This is a genomic window from Clostridium sp. M62/1 (assembly GCF_020736365.1).
In the GTDB taxonomy this organism is placed as follows: domain Bacteria; phylum Bacillota; class Clostridia; order Lachnospirales; family Lachnospiraceae; genus Otoolea; species Otoolea saccharolyticum_A.
The window spans coordinates 851,782-868,275 of record NZ_CP085988.1 but is presented as its reverse complement, the minus strand read 5'-3'; the positions used below and the strand labels follow the sequence as shown (position 1 = coordinate 868,275).

Here is a 16,494-nt window from a genome sequence, read left to right as displayed (position 1 = left end):
TTTCTACAGCGCTGTCCCCTTCTTTGGCACATAGAAGGACTTCATATCAGCGCCCTCCAGCCTTAAAAGCTCCGTCTTTGCCTGGATTCCGCCGCCAAACCCCGTCAGGTTTCCGCCGGAGCCCACCACGCGGTGGCAGGGAATGATAATGCCGATGGGATTATGTCCTACTGCCCCTCCCACCGCCTGGGCGGACATGCGCTTAAGCCCTTTCTTCTCTGCCACTGCCCCGGCAATGGCTCCGTAGGTGACGGTCTTGCCGTATGGGATTTTCAGAAGCTCCTCCCACACCAGGCGGCGGAATTCACTTCCCTCCGGTGCAAGGGGGGGAGTAAAATCAGGGTCTTGGCCGGAAAAGTAGAGATCCAGCCACCGAAACGCCTCTGCCAGAACGCCGGAGGGCTCCTGAACCACAGTGATCCGGGTTCCCTTTTCAGGAATCCTGGGATACCGCTCCTTCTCAAAGGCAAGGCTTTTCAGGGCATCGCCACTGGCTGTCAGCGTGAGGAGTCCCACCGGAGAGTGATACACTGCCCGGTACTCTGTGCTTATCTGCTCTGCTTTTGTCTGGTGTTCTTTCATCTGGTTCGCATTCACTTTCTCTGTGACCGCCCTGTCCTTTTTGTTCCCGTTCTTTTCAGACATCTTTATAAACCTCCGTTCTTCTGTGACGCTCCATTCTCCTGTGACCCTGGCCGGGTATTCTGCCCCATTTTCTCTCTCGCCTCTGTTTCGTTGTGCGCAGCTGCCTCCATTCCCGCCTGTTTTCATCCCTGCTCGAAACTGAAGCCATAAACCTGCGCTCTCTGCCATATATTATAATAAATTTCCTGCAGAAAAGAAAGCCGGACAGCCGGACTGGAACAGTCCCTTCCAGGATCCCCGGGGGACTGACCAGTTCCGCTCTGGCTGCCATTTTGCAGCGTATCTGTAAAGGACACAGACCATGAATTCTAAAAAATCTCCCTCCTCCTTTTCGCCTCTGGCCGCGGCAGTCTTTACCCTCTTTCCGCTCTTATGGGGCTTTCTGTCCTCTCGGGCCTCCGGGGACATCCCCTCGGTGTACGCCTCTCTCCATCAGCCTCCCTTGAGCCCTCCCGGGGCCGTCTTCCCGGTGGTATGGACCCTCTTATATCTTCTCATGGGTTTTGGCTTTTATCTGGTCATCCGTGAGGGGATCAAAAAAGGGGCAGACCTGAGGCCTGCCTCTGCTTCCTACCTGTTTCAGCTCCTTTTGAACCTTCTCTGGCCCATCGTCTTTTTCCGGCTCGGGCTTCGCTTCGGGGGAACGGTTCTGGCTGTTCTTCTGGCAGCGGCCGTGCTCCAGATGATCCGGGAATTTGGAAGCATCAGCCAAAGAGCTGCCCTCCTTCAGCTTCCCTATCTTCTCTGGTGTCTGTTCGCCTCCTATTTAAGCGCCGGCACTGCAGTCTTAAATCTGGGCTGGATTTGAGGTTCTGTTAAACGTCCAGGCATAGCTGCATTTCCGCTGAAAAGCTGCAGCTGTGCCTGCCTCTCTTTTTCTTAATCACCTCTGTATCAGAAATTTTGAGATTTCTCATCTGACCCACACTTTTCCAGACGGGCGGTTCAGAGCTTTTTCCTTTTATCCATGTTGAGATCTCCATGCTCTTTCACATAGGGAATGGAGCCCAGCTTTTTATCATAACCTCTTCCCGAGGCAAAGTATTCAAAGCCAAGTCTCTTTTCATTTCCTCTTGTCCTGTCGTAATACACGGACAAAAGACCTGCGATAATCTTCTGAAATCCCAGATAATTTTCATGTTCTCTGTGCTCAAAGAGGAAATAATCAGCCTGTTTTTTGTCTTTTTTCCGGGCTGCTCTCTTTTGGGGCCGGATTTGCAGACAGACCACCGGCTCAGCACTCCTATGTATCCGGGAAACCAGTCATAACGGTTTTTTCCTTCCTGACAGAATATCCTGTCCAGACTGGCAAACACTTTTTCTCCCTGGCGCGCCGCTGTATCACTTTCCTTTGTATCCATGGCAGCCAGCGCTAAAAAGGGGCCCTTAACCTCCTGATCCAAAGCATTTTTCCCCGTGCACAGTCTCCCCGCCTGTTTAAGAGCATTGATCTCCTGCTCAAACTGAGAAAAGTACAGATTCTTTTTTACTGAAATTACGCCGATAACTCCTTCCGGCGGAACAATCGCATGATCTCCCATTCTCAGAAATACAGGATAGGATGCAGAATCAAAGATAATCAGATCCAGCTGGGAGGAGTGAGCATCCCTGTCCCCTGCCCGCTCCTTTTTCCCGCTCCCGGTCTTGACCGCAGGCCGAAGGATGAAACCAGTCATCACCTCCAGACCTGCCGGAAGAAATTTCTGAATATAACTTTTGAGCAGCGCTTCCACATACATCCCGTCTTCACCGGTGTGAGCGGCCCCTTCCCTCCCATCTGCAGGTATGAGAACCTGAAACTGCCTGTAAGTTTTAAGCATCGCTTCCGCCTCGTTTTCTACGAAGGTTCTGATCCTTGTCCCGTCCATTCACTTCTCCTCTGTTTCATATAAGTTTTCAGGGATTCCCCTCTCTACTCAATGTGGAACCACCATCTCTGGCACTGGTCGATGAGTTTTTCCAGATTCCTGATCTTTCCCTGCAGGGCTCTCTGGGAAGAACCCTGTCCATTTTCCCCTTTCAGGAAGGTGATCAGAAAGGCTCTGTAGCCGCACAGATAATTGATCAGAGATTTTTTATTGCTGAACCTGGCAACAGAGCCATCTGGAAACATTAAATTCACGTTATCGATCACTCTGGGATCTCGCAGCTTTTTTATGTCTGCCTCATAGGGGCAGCCGTCCAGCTCCCTCCTTGCATCGAAATAAGCGAGAATCCTGTTAATCTCTCTCAGCCGCTTTCTGGAAGGCCTGACAGAACAGCCATTTTCCTCTCCTCCCACCACAAACCCTGACAATGAAATCTCACCTTCTGCCATATAGGTTTTCTTTACATTGAGAGAAAAACCATTTTCTTTGAGAATATGCTTGATCATCCTGTACACGAACAAATCCCTTCTGAAGTCCAGATAGTCACTGGAAAACATCATATCATCTGCGTATCTGGTATAGATCAGATCCTCCTGATAAAATTTTTTTCCTTCCCTGACCTTCCTCACAGACTGGCAGTACTTTAAAATACGCTGATCGATCCTTCTGAAAACAATATTTGACACAGCAGGGGAAGTGACAGCTCCCTGGGGGAGTTTCCCATTAAAAGTCGTAATCTCCCCGATATTTTCTCTGATTTTCTCATCCTGGACAAATTCCTCCAGGCTTTTTATCACCTGTTCTTCTGTCACATGATCAAAAAAATGGTGTATATCCAGGCGCATATGGAACTTCTTTCCGCAGTGAGATCTCAGGTAATCCTGGTAGCTCAGCCCCCTGACAAAGCCTGCCGCTGCCTTGGAAAGCGGAATTTTCGCAAGCAGATTTCTGTTCAGATTGTTCTGAAGCTGATATAATCCGCTGGTCTTGTCCACCTGGCAGATAGTCCTCTCTTTTCCCCTGTCTCTGATGTCAAAGACGATATAGCTGTTTTCCTTTTCTGCCAGACTGTTCTCAATAAACAGCTGGCTCTTTCGCAGGATCCTTTCGCAGTAATAATCCCATCCATAAATCTTCTTCATCTGCATCGCTCCGAACGGGCACCGTCTTGAAAATTCGCAAGGTGTTTAATAATTCCCCGCCATCCTTCCCATTTTCTGCCGGTACCCCAGTCAGAAAGTGGCTCTCTCACCCTGGTCTGTGGAACTGTCGCTCCCTCAGGGTCTGTCTCTCTGCTAGTATTGAGATCAGGTTGCTGCCCGTTCTATGATTTTTTCTACTATGTTTCTCTGTTTTCCGCTTCTGAATGCCAAACCTCATCCGAAAAGCTCTGGCTCCTCCAGCCTATTCCTGGCTCATCCCGCATACCATATGCATCAGTTCTCCTAACTCCGGGAAATCTCTCTCAAAGGTCTTTCTGAAAAACTCCCTCCTTCCTTCTTTTTCCATCTTTCTGAAAAATTCTCTCTGCTCCTGCGGACCAGAATCCTCAAAGCCTGCCAGCCGGCAGAAATAAAAGCAGAGCCAGTCGGCTGCCCAGGAGGTCTTCGAGATCAGATTTCTCTCCATCAGCCTTTTCAGGTCCTCGTCCATGGCCGGATTTTCCTTTTTAATCCCCCGGTAATTCATTCCATAGTCGCACTCCCCTCCCAGCAGGAGACGCACGAAGGTGAGCCTCTCTCCCTCTCCCGGAAGGCCCCTGTAAAACGGAATGATATTGTGATAGCACACCGGAAAACGCTTCTCCAAAAACTGCAGGAACAGAGGAAGATTTTCCGCCGTCACCAGCATTCCCTCAATCGTTGTGCGGGCAATAAAAATCCCGTATTCTTTAAAATATTCCTGAATCAGACTGACAAACTCCTGATAGTTTTCATCCTCTGCAAGATAGAACGGCTTTATGTAATGAAACCGGCATTTTTCCGCCATTCGGTATATGCGGTTTCTTCTTGCCGCCAGGGTAGCCCTGGACGAGGAGCGGGATTCTGTTTTCTTATAGAAAAAATAATTTTCCCCTGTCCTGCACATATGAAAGTATTTTTTCTTCAGCTTCTCCGGATAGGTGTAAACCTTATCCAGATCCATGAGAATGGTTACCGGTATGCGGTATCCCCTCTTTTTTGGGGAAACGATGCGGTACACCACGTCGTCACTCATGCCTTTGATCAGCTCTGCCTGCCCCAGCAGAGGATAAAGCTCCTTTAAAAACCGGCTTTGAAATACCTCCAGCTCCGTTTCTCCTTCCACCAGAAACAGGGCCCTGGCGAAGTATGCACTGGCATGCTGATCCGTGATAAAATAGCGCTCCCTCATTTCACTGTCCTGCCGGAACATCTGAAAACGGGAGATTTTCGTCTCCTCTCCTCTTCGGTAGACCTGATAGAGCTGGTTCTCTCCCCCCTCCTGCACCAGAATATTTCTGATCAGTCTGGCCGAATGGGTGGCCAGCAGAACTCTCACATCATACCTGCACTGGCTGAAAATTTCCGCCAGTTCATCGATCATGTGACTGTGAAGGGAGATTTCAGGCTCATCCAGTATCACTAAAGGTTCCTTCATCTTCGTTTCCGCCATCAGCCTCAGGATATGGAAAAGCAGATTCGTAAAATTGAACGCATTGGTGCCATTGGAAAACTCCGCCAGGCTGCTCTCGTCAAACTGATATCTTTCCCCGGACAGATACAGTTTAGACAGGGCCACTGCAAACTCTTTTCTGGAGTAGGGCTCAATTTTAATGTTCTTCCTCTCCAGCCCGCCCTGTATCTGATCCAGCCGGCTTTTCATCTGTCCGCTTACCTCTCCAATGGCATTTACCAGCTCCTGGCGAAGTTCTTTCTCCACCGTATTTTCCGGCTTTACAAGATCACCCACCAGCTTCCAGAGTACTTCCCAGTTCACCAGATCGATCTGTCTCGCATCCACAAAATAGAGGGGAAAGAGGCCTGCTATCAGCTTTCTGGTATCGGCATCATGGCTCCAGCGCACAGGCATATCCCGGATCTTTATCATCCGCACAGTCATCATATCCTCTGCAGAAATTCCCAGAATCTTTTCATAGTAGCTGGCATACCTTGTTTCCTCATTTCTCAGGTTGACCCGGGCGTACTGCTTCAGCCGGCCCAGATCGTAGGTCAGGGCAATTTCTACACGGTTATTCAGACGGTTGTTGTGGTCGAAAATCTCATCCGACTCGGAGCGGGAGATAAGATTATCATAAAAGTACCTGACAGCGGAGAGGATATTGCTCTTTCCTGTTCCGTTTTCCCCTAAAAGAGCTGTGACACCGTTCAGGCGGAATACGCAGCTGCTGATAGACTTATAATTTTTAATTGAAATCTCAACTAAAGACACGGCATGCCTTCTTTCCTGTGTAAAATCTGCGCATAAAATCAGTTAAAGCAAGGTGATTTTCTGTCTTTTCTTTTTCTGTATCACAAACTCAGCATTTTGATTTTATTCTACAAAAAAATACCAGAAAATTCAACCATTTTCATCATGCCGTGTCTGATGATGTTATGTCATAAGAAAGAATCCTGCTTTGCAGGATTCTCCGCCTGCGGCAGGTCGCAAAAGCGACATTTGCCTCCCCCGGAAAAATTAATGGCAGATACGGTTTTCATCGTATCCGAAATTCATGTAATGTTCGTAGTAAGCAGGCAAGTTGTCTCCAAAGGCCTGCACCAGATCTGCATTATTTTCTTTGTATACGCTTATATTAAAGGCTTCTGAGGCCACACGCCCCTCCTTCATTCCTGATGTCAAGAAGTGATTCAGAAGGTCCTCCTGGTTATATCCGAATGCCCCGTACAAATCTTCATTGTGATCGGCATAATATACAGCGTCAAAGATTCTGTCTATATGCTCAGGGACAGCTGGTGTAGCCGGCTCCTGTGCCGGAATACCTGCCCCAGTTCCAGTGCTGCCGGAGCCGGTGCTGCCAGAGCCACTGCTAACGAAGCCGCCGCTGTACGGGCAGACACCGTTTGTATGCAGGTGAGCCGGATGACCGCCGCAGTGATAGTGATAATTTCCCAATCCGCTTTTGTTTTTATTGTCCCTGTGTCCTCCGTATGCGTCGGTGCGCCCGCTGTGGGCCTCCGCCACAATCAGGCCGGAGGTTCCCACAACGGTCTGGGGCGCCCATGTGCATAACGCCAGCGCGGTCAGAAATACTGCTGCTTTTTTCTTTTTCATACTCATTCTCCTTTGTGGTGCATCATTCTGTTCGCTCTCTGATTTCTCATCCTTCCGGTGAGACATACCGGAGAGAAAACCAGAGAGCAGGTATCCTGAGTATATCATTTTTCGCAGCCGACTTCTACTGGCTCACTATTAACCATATCAGGGTCTGCTAAGCCTTTTCAGTGCCTTCATTCCGTAATGGCCTGCAAATACGAACAGTTCCATGATTGCCATGTATTCTGCAGCAAACAGAATGACAGGGCGTTCAAAGTCAAAATATACGAAGTGGGGGGTGAGAAACAGATAGGACAGTAACTGATTTTTTTAAAACGCGTACAGTCCATACACGGCTGCTGCTGCGCCGGCGATACCCAGGGCCGTCCGGGCAGGCCTTGGGAGAACCAGACCGGCCGCCCTTCCGATATGTCCCAGAATCATGTTCCAGTGAAGCCCCAGATGCAGCGCCATCAGCACAAAGCTCCAGAAGGCACACAGGATATGCATAGACCGCGCCAGTGATATTCCTCCAGAAATCGGCAAAAAGCGAAATACTTCCCTGGAAAGAATCACTGCGCTGATCATCATGCCAGCCATGGAAATGAACAACAGCAGGTTGACGGCCAGCTGGAACATGCGGGGCGGCGTATATTTCCCTTTCCCTATGTGACTGTACCATTTAAAGTTCAGGATGTGGTGCAGGATCCACAGCGCAAACATTCCCGCTCCCAGCCATTCGTGGGCAGCCTCTCCTGTGAGCTGTCTGGCCATCAGCAGCAGAAGGAGAACTGTCATGGCAAAGTCAATACTGAGCCTGATAATCATTTTTGATTTCATAACTGCCTCCTGTTTAAATGGAAGTTACCCAAGAGGATTTCTCCGCCTGGGAGCGGGCCCCCTCAGGGACAGACTGTGCTTTGCCCCAGTGTATTTCTGCCCGAAAAACCCTGCCCGCAAGTAAGCGGGCAATCAGAGTCCCAGACCGGCAATCCATTCTGTCACAGCATCCTGCGCCTCAGAAACGCTGTTTCGGGAGATGGAAAGGCCGTCCTCCACAACCTTTGCATCTGGCTGCAGCTCAGAAATGGTATCAATGGTTCTGGAAAAGCCGCTGCCTCCGTGAACGGTAAAGGGGATGATAGTCTTCCCGCCAAAATCGTATTCCTCCAGGAAGGTATACAGCGGCATGGGAAGATCGGCGTTCCAGTTGGGGTATCCGAGAAAAATCGTGTCATAGCTGTCTAAATCTTCAATCTGACCGGCAAGCTTTGGCCTGGCCTGCTCTGCCTTCTCCTCACAGGCAAAGTCCAGGAGCGGATCGTGGCTGCCCGGATATTCCTGCACCGTCTCAATGCGGTACAGCTCACCGCCAACCTCCTGCTGAATCAGCTGTGCCACATACTGGTTGTTTCCCAATACCTCTCCGTCAGCCACAACCCGGCTGGCTCCGGCCACGGCATCCACACCGTCTGTTTCCGGCACGGAGAAATAGGCAATCAAAATTGAGCCGGCAGAAGCGCCTTTCTCTGCCGCCTGGCTGCCGGAATCATCCGATACCGTGTCTGCTGATTTCTGCTCTGAGCCGCAGGCTGTCAGAACAAAAACCAGAACCGAAAAGAGAAAAATAACCTGCAGTCGTTTCATCTTTTAATCGCTCCTTCCTGTCTTAAATCCCTGTCCCATTTATCATCTGCCTCTCGTCCTGCTGCCCTGCTTACGGCTCCCTCCCGGCTGCTGTATAGAGGAGCCGGACTCCGTCCCCCCTGAGCACCTCAGCCTTTTTAAGACGAAATCCCACCGGCACGCTCTCAGACAGAGCAGGCGCCTGCTCAAACACCGATACAGTATCCGGACTTCCATCGGCCACAGGAGCCAGCAGCAGACTGAATTCATCCACCACACCCTGCTGCAGGAATGTCCAGTTGATCATTCCGCCGCCGCAGATCAGCATGGTTTTAATCCCGAAGAACTCATACAGCTTTTTAACGGCAGTCCGGCAGTCCAGCTCCTCCTTCCCGGCAATGATATAAGATATGCCCTGCCGGCGCAGGTACCCGCGGTAGGCCGTCGGCGTCTGCTCTGTCAGAACCTCGATTACGTGGGCATCAGGCCTTCCGCTTTTCCTGAAGGTTCCCGAGGACCATGCAATTTCTCCCAGTGTATCGATGGAAACATAGTAAAGCGACTCATGGGCCCCGGCAATGAAATCTCCCTCCGGGACATCCGTTTTGCCTTCATCCAGCACCGGCTTCTGAAAATCTGTAAATTCCTTCGTGGTTTTCGTGCCGTAGAGCCATGCATCTGCATGGTATTCATCCCGAATCCTCGCGTACTCTCCGCTGACTGCCGACACTTCCGGCATCCCCATAAAGGGGCCTGTAATCTTGCCGTCGAGGGCACTTAAAATATGGCATATGGTATAAGGCCGTTCCATCCTTTCCTCCTTCTGAATCAAACAATTCCCTTTTTCCTTCTGTCCAGTCACAGCCTGAATCCAGACAGTAAACTCCATCCCTGCACAGATTTTACTGAATGAGCCCATTCTCTGTCAGGTACCTGTCTATGGCTTCCGTGTCGGAGGGTTCTGCAAAAAGACCCTCGTGGACATTGGCGTTTCCCGCGCTCTCCCGCACAAAATCCATGGAATTTTCAAACTGCTCTGTGTCCATAGATGCTGACTGGCTGAATGGATAGATATCGGTTCCCGTCAAATCATAGCTCTCTAAAAATGTCCCTATTATCATGGGCGCTGTGTGCCACCAGATCGGATAGCCCACCAGGATGGTATCATACTGCTCCAGGGATTCCGGCAGGTTTTCGATGGCAGGACGCTCATCTTCGTCACGCTCATTTTTGGCAACATCCCCGCATTCGCTGTAGTCTTCCGGATACGGAACTGCAGGCTCTATCTCCAGCAGCTCTCCCCCCGCCTGTTCGGCCAGATAGGAGGCCATTTCTTCTGTATTTCCAGACCAGGAGAAGTACACGACCAGTGTATTTCCTGTACCGGAAGCAGTCTGCTCCTGCTGAGCTGCCTCTGTTTCATCCAAAGAGGTCCCGGGTTCCTGCGCATCCTTCTCCTGTCCATCAGGCACCTGTCCACCGGGTGTCTCTTCTATGGAGACGGAGATCTCGCCGTCCTCTGGCCGGGCTTTCCCGCAGGCAGACAGAGAGAATATCATCACGGCGGCCATCATAAGGCACGCTATTTTTCTGAACATATTCGCATCCCCGCTTTCTATACTGATTTATCTATACTGACTTCTCTGTGCTGATTCATCTATGCTGTTTTATCTATGCTGTTTTATCTATGCCGATTTATCTATGGCGATATATCTATGCTGATTCATCCCGGAAGCTTACAGGCATTCCAGCAAAATATCGTAGATTTCATCCCTGCTGAGCTCACGGGGATTGCATTTGATGATATTGCAGGTATCCGCAACCTTTCTCAGCACCTCTGGCGTAATCTCCACTCTGGATTTCAGTTCCCTGAGTTTTGTGGGCAGACCGCACTCCCTGATAAAGGATGACAGCGCCTCAATTCCTTCTTCGGCTGTCTGGACTGCGAACACCTCTCTGGCAAAGCGGGTAAACTTTTCCTCTGCATCCCTGACGATATGGCGGTAGTAGGCCGGGTGGATGACAGCCAGCCCCTGGCCATGATTGCAGTCTGTAAATGCTCCCAGCTGATGCTCCATCTGGTGTGTCTGGAAATCCGTCAGCCGGCCCACCTTCAGAATGCCGTTCTCAGCCATGGCAGAGTCCCACATCAGGTTGCCCCGGGCCTGCAGGTCGTTCTGATCGGCAAGTAAGCGTCTCATATTCACAACCGTGTTCCGCATGACTGCCAGTGCCACATCATCAGACACATTATCCTCGTCCGACTGGCCAAGATAAGTTTCCATGGCATGGCTCAGGGTGTCGAATGCCCCGGAAATCACCTGCATGGCGGGCACTGACAGGGTGTAGGAGGGATCCAGCACTGCGAACCGGGGAGCGCAGGCCATCACGCCGGTTTTAATCTGCAGCTCCTCATTGGTGATCACGGCGCCCCCGTTCATCTCTGCCCCCGTTCCGGAAGCAGTGACAACTGCCCCGAGAGGGATTGTATCCTTCGGAAACCTTCCCTGGACAAACTCCATCTCCCAGATATCTTCTTCTGTTTTTGCCTGAGCCGCGATGATCTTGCAGCAGTCGATAACAGAACCTCCGCCCACTGCCAGAATATAGTCTGCCTTCTCTTTTTTCGCCAGCGCGGCGCCCTCCTGTACCTTTTCATAGGTGGGGTTGGACATGATGCCGGAGAAGTCCACAACTCGCTTCCCCATCTCCTTCAGGATGGCTGTAATCTCATCATAGATCCCGTTTTCTTTTACAGAACCTCTTCCGTAGGCTACCATGACCGTACTGCCCGCGCTGCACAGTTCCGACTTCAGAGCCTTTTTGGCAGCCCCCTCTCCAAAGTAAACATTGGTAGGATAAGAAAATACAAAGTCTTTCACCGTTCATTCCTCGCTTTCTTCATTTTCTTCACATTCTGTCGCCAGACCTGGGCTGGCGCTCTTTCCATGCCCCTACGGCAGTTTCTATTTTCCCGCCCACTGAGCTGACACTTCGTCAATAATCCCCATAGCGTTCAGGGAGCGGGGATAGCCGATATAAGGCATACACTGCTCCACGACGCTGTACAGCTTCTCCTTATCATTGCCCACACCGAAATTTCCTGCAGTATGCCCTCTGAGCTGGTTTTCACATCCGCCCTGGGCCATCAGGAAACAGAAGGTGATCATCTCCCTCTCCTGATCATTCAGCCCGGCGCGGGTGTAGTAATCCCCAAAGCAGTTGTCCGCCAGCCAGCGGTTGATAGTTCGGCGCAGAGCAGGCCCCTCTGTCTGCACCCTGGCCATATCCGGGCCAAACAGCTCTACCTGCTTGGCGAGGCCTTCTGTGAATCTGCTGTTTTCATCCACAGTCGCCTGGGGAGCAAGGGGCAGTTTGATCCCATGCTGCTCCATAATCTGATTTGCCTCTTCAAGGAAGTCATATATCCTGCCGATCCCCAGATAAGCTGTAGCCTGATAAATAACCTCCCTGACTGCAACGGGGTCGATCCCTTCATTGAGCGCTGCGTGGAGCATATTTCGGAATTCTCCTCTCCCCTGGCAGCCCAGCAGAGCCGACAGAATGCAGAGCATCCGCTCCTTCTCTGTCAGCCGGCTCTCCTTTACCGCTTCATTCTGAGAAAAATTCACCACAATCTCCACCCATTCCGGATCGGAAGCACTCAGGCTGCTGTCAGCGCCTTTAAATCGTTTTCCCAGTCTTTCTCTTGTCTCATGATTCATTCTTCTAACTCACCTCTGTCTGATATCTGACTCTATGTTTTCGGGGTTCTTCGGGTTACTTTGGAGCTCTCCGGGGCACTTTTAGGTTCTCCTGGATCCTTTGGAGTCCTTTGGGGTTCTCTTGAGTATCTCCGGTATTTTCGTGCAGCGCCCTCCGGACCGTCTGTCGGGTTCTGCAAAGCTGAGCTGCCGCCAGTAAGGGACGCTCCCCTCTGCTATTTCTTGCGCAGAATCCGGAAACATGATATAATCCGATTGATTCAATCGCTCTTTACTATCGATTATAGTTTCCGGTTGTTACAATCGGTCAAGACTTTTTTACAGCTTATTTTGTGAATCTTTTGTGAAATGTAGAGTGAAATGCTTTGAAAGTGTTCGTTCGTTTACATCAGTCTGATTTTTGCAGAGAATGGAGGATACCATGTTATATACCATGATGCAGGTGTGCAGAGAGGCGGATCTGACCTATCAGGCGCTGAAATTTTACTGCAACGAGGGCCTGATTCCCAACGTCAAGCGAGATAAAAACAACCGCCGCGTCTTTGATGAGCGTGATCTGAAATGGATTAAGGATCTTGTATGTCTGAAGAAATGCAATATGAGCATCCAGGAAATGAAAGAATATCTGGCCTTATGCCTTCAGGGACAGGCTACGATCCCCCGGAGGAAAGAAATGCTGACTAAAAAGCAGGAAGCTCTGCGAAACTCCATCCGGGAGCTGGAGGAAAGCGTTGCCTATATTGACTGGAAACAGAATTTCTACGATGAGGTGCTGTCAGGGAAACGCCCTTATATCAGCAATCTGATCCCTCCAGAGGAGCAGGGACAGGGAGCATAGCTCACAGAAGCATTGCTCCTGTTCCTGCCACAATCAGCAGAAGGCCAGCCGCGGCTTTGCGGCTCAGCCGTTCTTTTAAGACGATGCCGGAAAATACGATAGTCACTGCAATACTGAGCTTATCAATGGGAACTACGACGCTGGCCGGGCCGTCCTGCAGTGCATGGTAATAGCACAGCCAGGACAGCCCTGTGGTAATTCCCGAAAGAAACAGGAAAATCCAGCTTTTCCCGTCAATCATTCTGATCTTCTTTTGTTCCCCTGTGAGGAAAACCATCAGCCATGCCATAACCAGCACCACAAGGGTGCGGATTGCCGTTCCCAGATTCGATTCTATATGCTCCACGCCGATTTTTCCGAAAATAGAGGTCAGGCTCGCAAACAGCGCAGACAGGACAGCAAAGGCCAGCCACCCCCTCTGCTGCGGTCTGTCCTTTTCTTCCTCTTTTTTGGAGATCATAAGAAGCGTGCCGATGCCGATTCCCAGCACACCGAATACCTGCGCTGCGGAAATCGGTTCTCCTAACAGAAGAAAGGCCAGAAGAATCGTCAAAACCGTACTGGACTTATCAATCGGCGCCACCTTGTTTACATCCCCGAGCTGAAGGGCTCTGAAATAGCACAGCCAGGAAGCCCCTGTGGAGAGTCCGGACAAGATCAAAAAGCACAGCGTTGTCCCTGTAATCTGCAGGATCTGAGCCTGCGAACCGACCATAAACACCAGGAGCCAGGAAAAAATCAGCACCACAGCCGTCCGTATGGCGGTGGCCAGGGTAGAATTAACTGTTTGAATCCCGATCTTGGCCAGAACTGCCGTAATCCCGGCAAAAAATGCCGAACCAACTGCAAAACAAAGCCACATATGCCATCCCTTCTCCTTTTCTCTGTATCAGCCGGCTGTCTTTATCCGGCTTCTCCTCCCTTCAAAGGGGACTGCCGGACGGAGCGAATCTCTCCGCCATGCAAAAGAGCAGCTGCGCTCCTGCAGCTGCCCGTTCTTTCTGCCCTGTTTTTCTGCGTCCTGCCAGACACTCCCGTTTTCTGTGCTGTCACGGCAGCCGGCAGAATTTCAGCGGACCGGCGTATAGTCCAGCTCAGATATTTCGTCTGTAGCCTCCAGCTTAAAAATCACCGGTCTTAAGCCGTCATTGCAGCTGCAGATCGCAATCCCCGGTTTTCTGATCCAGTCCCCATAGTAAAACACTTCCCTGCCGGCTCCGTGGGCCAGCGCGAACACGTACTGGTAAATCGCCTTCCACGCCTCGTCGCAAAATCCGTCCGGCTTTGCATAATCCGCATAGAAAACCTGCCCTTCCCGAAGCATCGGACAGGCTGTCAGCCCCTCAGCTCCATATTCCTTTGCCAGCTCTTCATCCAGGGTGGTTTTTAAAACTGTAATTTTTACCTTCTTCATCTTATCACTCCATCACATATCAGCTGATGATTTCTGCTGTCTGTTATACCATATCCTCCGGATATGCTATTCTCTCCGAGGGATGCGCACTCGCCGCAGTAGTGTTTCGGCTCCCTTCGGGCGCCAGCGGCTCGGCGCAGGTATAATGACTGTTTTACAGTCATTATACCATTTCTTCAGAAAGCTGCAATGGGAAAAGAGCTTTGGAATTTATACTCCTGGAATATACTAAAACTGCTATACATCCTGATATGGTTTATCTGCTCTCCTGTTTCAGATAGACAGACTGAACCACTTCTACACATTTCTCGATTCCCAGAAGGCTGCTGTTCAGGCAGATGTCATAGTTTTTGGCCTCCCCGAAGTTCTGGCCGGTGTAAAATTTATAGTAGGACGCACGCTTCTTATCTGTTTTCTCGATGCTGCTGAGAGCCTTCTCATCTTCTTCTTTGTATATATGTTCAATTCTTTCTTTGCGGCTGTCTAAATCCGCATAGACAAAAACCTTTAACACATTCGCCCGATCTCTGAGCACATAGTCTGCGCACCGCCCTACGATAATGCATCCGCCCTTACTTGCAATTTCCCGAATTACCGAGGACTGGTGCAGAAATGCCTTATCACTCAGTGACAGATCATGATGCACACCTGCTGCCAGCTCATCCAGGAAGCCTCCGGCGCCTTTTCCGTCGGCATTTTCAAAAAAGCTCTTATCTATGGAGCTGGACTTCGCTGCCATTTCAATCAGCTCATGATCATAAAATGGAATCCCCAGGCGTTCGGACAGCTGTCTTCCAACCTCTCTTCCGCCGCTTCCATGCTGCCTGCTGATGGTGATAACCGTATGCTTCATGCTCTCTTCAGGCATACCTGATAAAGCGCTGTCTCTTGCGAATTCTCCTGCCCATTCAAAACCTTTTTTGGCAACAATAACAGCAATAATCTCGTTGATCACCGCAGCCGCTGCGATTGTTCCCTGAATAATTCTGGCACATTCAGGAGCCGGCGTATTCAGTACGGAAACCGCGATACCTGTAAACACAAGGGATACACCTGAATGGGGCAGAAGCGTAAGTCCCAGAAACTTCTTCACAGCTGCCGGAGATTTCGTGATGCTGGCGCCGAAATAAGCGCCGAAATATTTGCCGAATGTTCTCGCTCCAATATAAATCACGGTAAACAGCCCTGCTCCCATGATCAGGTGGTAATCCAGGGGGGCACCTAAATTCAGGATCACAATGATCATCGCTACACCCAGAATCGTATTGAAGCCATCCATGATCTGTTCCAGCCGCTTCTCTGTTACCATATTGGAGAAAGTTGCAGAAAACGCCATGCCAATCAGCATGAAATTCAAAACCGGCTTTGGCATTACCACATTATTGAACAGGAATCCAACACCTGACGCAATCAGAATATTGCCAATCAGAAGAACCAGCGTGACAGAAGAACCTCGCTCCTTCTTTAAAATAACTCCGGCCAAAAGTCCCGTCACAACTCCTATGGCCAGAGGAAGGATGACAACCAGTGCAATCATATACGCCGGCAGCTCCCCTGCCGAGAGGTTTCCCGCCACTATGGCTATGGTTGTAAAGAAAATAATACAGCCGATAATATCATCCAGCGCCGCCATGGGGATCAGCGTATTAGTCACAGGCCCGCTTGTTTTGAATTCACGCACAATAGACAGTGCCGGCGCAGGCGCTGTTGCCAGAGCGATACCGCCGAACAGGAAGGCAAGGTACAGGGGAATATCCTGGACATAAAATACAATTCCAAAAACAAGCGATACCATCAGAAAGGTTCCGACAGACTGTGTGAAAGTCGTAATCACAATCGCCCTTCCGGAGCGTTTGATCTTATTCCACACCAGTTCCGTGCCAATCATCAGACCCACAGCGCACTCTAAAACGTGTATAATGAGCTGATACCACTGAGAATCCAGTATTTCCTGATTCATCAGAGAAACTGCGTGGGGACCCAGAATCATTCCCGCAATCAGCCACCCTAATATAGACGGAAGCTTTAATTTTGATATAAGTTTTCCTGCCAGAAATGCGAGTATCATTGTTGCCAACAGGCGTATTACCAGTAATATCATGTCTCCAATCCTCCAGGTTAGCTTAAAATATCGTCATTTTT

The 16,494-nt window shown here is 50.2% G+C and carries 16 protein-coding genes and 1 pseudogene; 2 read left to right on the top strand and 15 right to left on the bottom strand.

The features are described from left to right. Window positions 1–3: 3 nt before the first annotated feature. Window positions 4–645: a methylated-DNA--[protein]-cysteine S-methyltransferase gene (locus LK436_RS04540; RefSeq protein WP_227910171.1), complete on the bottom strand. Its 642-nt coding sequence runs from the start codon at window positions 643–645 to the stop codon at window positions 4–6. A gap of 301 nt (window positions 646–946) precedes the next feature. Between LK436_RS04540 and LK436_RS04535 the strand changes: the two genes are divergently transcribed. Next, window positions 947–1,453 (top strand): TspO/MBR family protein, encoded by a 507-nt coding sequence (locus LK436_RS04535; RefSeq protein WP_083794725.1) that lies wholly within the window; start codon window positions 947–949, stop codon window positions 1,451–1,453. A 181-nt stretch (window positions 1,454–1,634) separates the two neighbouring features. Here the strand turns inward: LK436_RS04535 and LK436_RS04530 are convergent, their stop codons facing one another. The 10 genes from LK436_RS04530 to LK436_RS04485 form a co-directional block, all read right to left on the bottom strand. Beyond that, on the bottom strand, window positions 1,635–2,513 hold the full coding sequence (locus tag LK436_RS04530; protein ID WP_008396356.1) for a DUF6602 domain-containing protein: 879 nt from the start codon (window positions 2,511–2,513) through the stop codon (window positions 1,635–1,637). 44 nt (window positions 2,514–2,557) lie between these two features. Further along, window positions 2,558–3,655 carry a reverse transcriptase family protein gene (locus LK436_RS04525; RefSeq protein ID WP_147594789.1) on the bottom strand — a complete coding sequence of 366 codons (1,098 nt, stop codon included), beginning with the start codon at window positions 3,653–3,655 and terminating at the stop codon, window positions 2,558–2,560. Between the two features lie 262 nt (window positions 3,656–3,917). Further along, complete coding sequence (locus LK436_RS04520; RefSeq protein WP_008396358.1) at window positions 3,918–5,924, bottom strand: retron Eco8 family effector endonuclease; 2,007 nt, start codon at window positions 5,922–5,924, stop codon at window positions 3,918–3,920. A 246-nt stretch (window positions 5,925–6,170) separates the two neighbouring features. Further along, entirely contained in the window at window positions 6,171–6,767 is a 597-nt protein-coding gene (locus tag LK436_RS04515) for a YHYH domain-containing protein (protein ID WP_015574633.1), read from the bottom strand. Between the two features lie 312 nt (window positions 6,768–7,079). After that, window positions 7,080–7,589 (bottom strand): DUF4405 domain-containing protein, encoded by a 510-nt coding sequence (locus tag LK436_RS04510; protein ID WP_008396360.1) that lies wholly within the window; start codon window positions 7,587–7,589, stop codon window positions 7,080–7,082. A gap of 132 nt (window positions 7,590–7,721) precedes the next feature. Beyond that, window positions 7,722–8,396, bottom strand: coding sequence for a flavodoxin (locus LK436_RS04505; RefSeq protein ID WP_008396361.1), 675 nt, complete (start codon window positions 8,394–8,396; stop codon window positions 7,722–7,724). 70 nt (window positions 8,397–8,466) lie between these two features. Further along, window positions 8,467–9,186 carry a dihydrofolate reductase family protein gene (locus LK436_RS04500; protein ID WP_044930813.1) on the bottom strand — a complete coding sequence of 240 codons (720 nt, stop codon included), beginning with the start codon at window positions 9,184–9,186 and terminating at the stop codon, window positions 8,467–8,469. A gap of 91 nt (window positions 9,187–9,277) precedes the next feature. After that, complete coding sequence (locus tag LK436_RS04495) at window positions 9,278–9,973, bottom strand: flavodoxin (protein ID WP_008396363.1); 696 nt, start codon at window positions 9,971–9,973, stop codon at window positions 9,278–9,280. A gap of 138 nt (window positions 9,974–10,111) precedes the next feature. Then, window positions 10,112–11,257, bottom strand: coding sequence for an iron-containing alcohol dehydrogenase (locus LK436_RS04490; protein ID WP_008396364.1), 1,146 nt, complete (start codon window positions 11,255–11,257; stop codon window positions 10,112–10,114). 84 nt (window positions 11,258–11,341) lie between these two features. Beyond that, window positions 11,342–12,100, bottom strand: coding sequence for a carboxymuconolactone decarboxylase family protein (locus LK436_RS04485; RefSeq protein WP_008396365.1), 759 nt, complete (start codon window positions 12,098–12,100; stop codon window positions 11,342–11,344). A 421-nt stretch (window positions 12,101–12,521) separates the two neighbouring features. Between LK436_RS04485 and LK436_RS04480 the strand changes: the two genes are divergently transcribed. Continuing rightward, window positions 12,522–12,938 (top strand): MerR family transcriptional regulator, encoded by a 417-nt coding sequence (locus LK436_RS04480; protein ID WP_044930712.1) that lies wholly within the window; start codon window positions 12,522–12,524, stop codon window positions 12,936–12,938. A gap of 1 nt (window position 12,939) precedes the next feature. Here the strand turns inward: LK436_RS04480 and LK436_RS04475 are convergent, their stop codons facing one another. The 4 genes and pseudogenes from LK436_RS04475 to LK436_RS04460 form a co-directional block, all read right to left on the bottom strand. Then, entirely contained in the window at window positions 12,940–13,800 is an 861-nt protein-coding gene (locus LK436_RS04475; RefSeq protein ID WP_008396368.1) for an EamA family transporter, read from the bottom strand. A gap of 207 nt (window positions 13,801–14,007) precedes the next feature. Beyond that, a complete protein-coding gene (locus LK436_RS04470; protein WP_008396370.1) occupies window positions 14,008–14,352 on the bottom strand; it encodes a TIGR04076 family protein in 345 nt (114 codons plus the stop codon). A gap of 256 nt (window positions 14,353–14,608) precedes the next feature. Beyond that, complete coding sequence (locus LK436_RS04465; RefSeq protein ID WP_227910202.1) at window positions 14,609–15,205, bottom strand: AAA family ATPase; 597 nt, start codon at window positions 15,203–15,205, stop codon at window positions 14,609–14,611. A gap of 39 nt (window positions 15,206–15,244) precedes the next feature. Continuing rightward, window positions 15,245–16,453 (bottom strand): annotated as a pseudogene (locus LK436_RS04460) (cation:proton antiporter); the annotation flags it as partial. Window positions 16,454–16,494 lie beyond the last annotated feature (41 nt).

What these genes read in the sequence shown, in the direction of transcription:
- LK436_RS04510 (WP_008396360.1), bottom strand. Translation starts at nt 7,589, where the DNA reads ATGAAATCAAAAATGATTATCAGGCTCAGTATTGACTTTGCCATGACA.
- LK436_RS04470 (WP_008396370.1), bottom strand. Translation starts at nt 14,352, where the DNA reads ATGAAGAAGGTAAAAATTACAGTTTTAAAAACCACCCTGGATGAAGAG.
- LK436_RS04480 (WP_044930712.1), top strand. Translation starts at nt 12,522, where the DNA reads ATGTTATATACCATGATGCAGGTGTGCAGAGAGGCGGATCTGACCTAT.
- LK436_RS04540 (WP_227910171.1), bottom strand. Translation starts at nt 645, where the DNA reads ATGTCTGAAAAGAACGGGAACAAAAAGGACAGGGCGGTCACAGAGAAA.
- LK436_RS04515 (WP_015574633.1), bottom strand. Translation starts at nt 6,767, where the DNA reads ATGAAAAAGAAAAAAGCAGCAGTATTTCTGACCGCGCTGGCGTTATGC.
- LK436_RS04525 (WP_147594789.1), bottom strand. Translation starts at nt 3,655, where the DNA reads ATGAAGAAGATTTATGGATGGGATTATTACTGCGAAAGGATCCTGCGA.
- LK436_RS04495 (WP_008396363.1), bottom strand. Translation starts at nt 9,973, where the DNA reads ATGTTCAGAAAAATAGCGTGCCTTATGATGGCCGCCGTGATGATATTC.
- LK436_RS04505 (WP_008396361.1), bottom strand. Translation starts at nt 8,396, where the DNA reads ATGAAACGACTGCAGGTTATTTTTCTCTTTTCGGTTCTGGTTTTTGTT.
- LK436_RS04465 (WP_227910202.1), bottom strand. Translation starts at nt 15,205, where the DNA reads ATGAAGCATACGGTTATCACCATCAGCAGGCAGCATGGAAGCGGCGGA.
- LK436_RS04485 (WP_008396365.1), bottom strand. Translation starts at nt 12,100, where the DNA reads ATGAATCATGAGACAAGAGAAAGACTGGGAAAACGATTTAAAGGCGCT.
- LK436_RS04530 (WP_008396356.1), bottom strand. Translation starts at nt 2,513, where the DNA reads ATGGACGGGACAAGGATCAGAACCTTCGTAGAAAACGAGGCGGAAGCG.
- LK436_RS04535 (WP_083794725.1), top strand. Translation starts at nt 947, where the DNA reads ATGAATTCTAAAAAATCTCCCTCCTCCTTTTCGCCTCTGGCCGCGGCA.
- LK436_RS04475 (WP_008396368.1), bottom strand. Translation starts at nt 13,800, where the DNA reads ATGTGGCTTTGTTTTGCAGTTGGTTCGGCATTTTTTGCCGGGATTACG.
- LK436_RS04500 (WP_044930813.1), bottom strand. Translation starts at nt 9,186, where the DNA reads ATGGAACGGCCTTATACCATATGCCATATTTTAAGTGCCCTCGACGGC.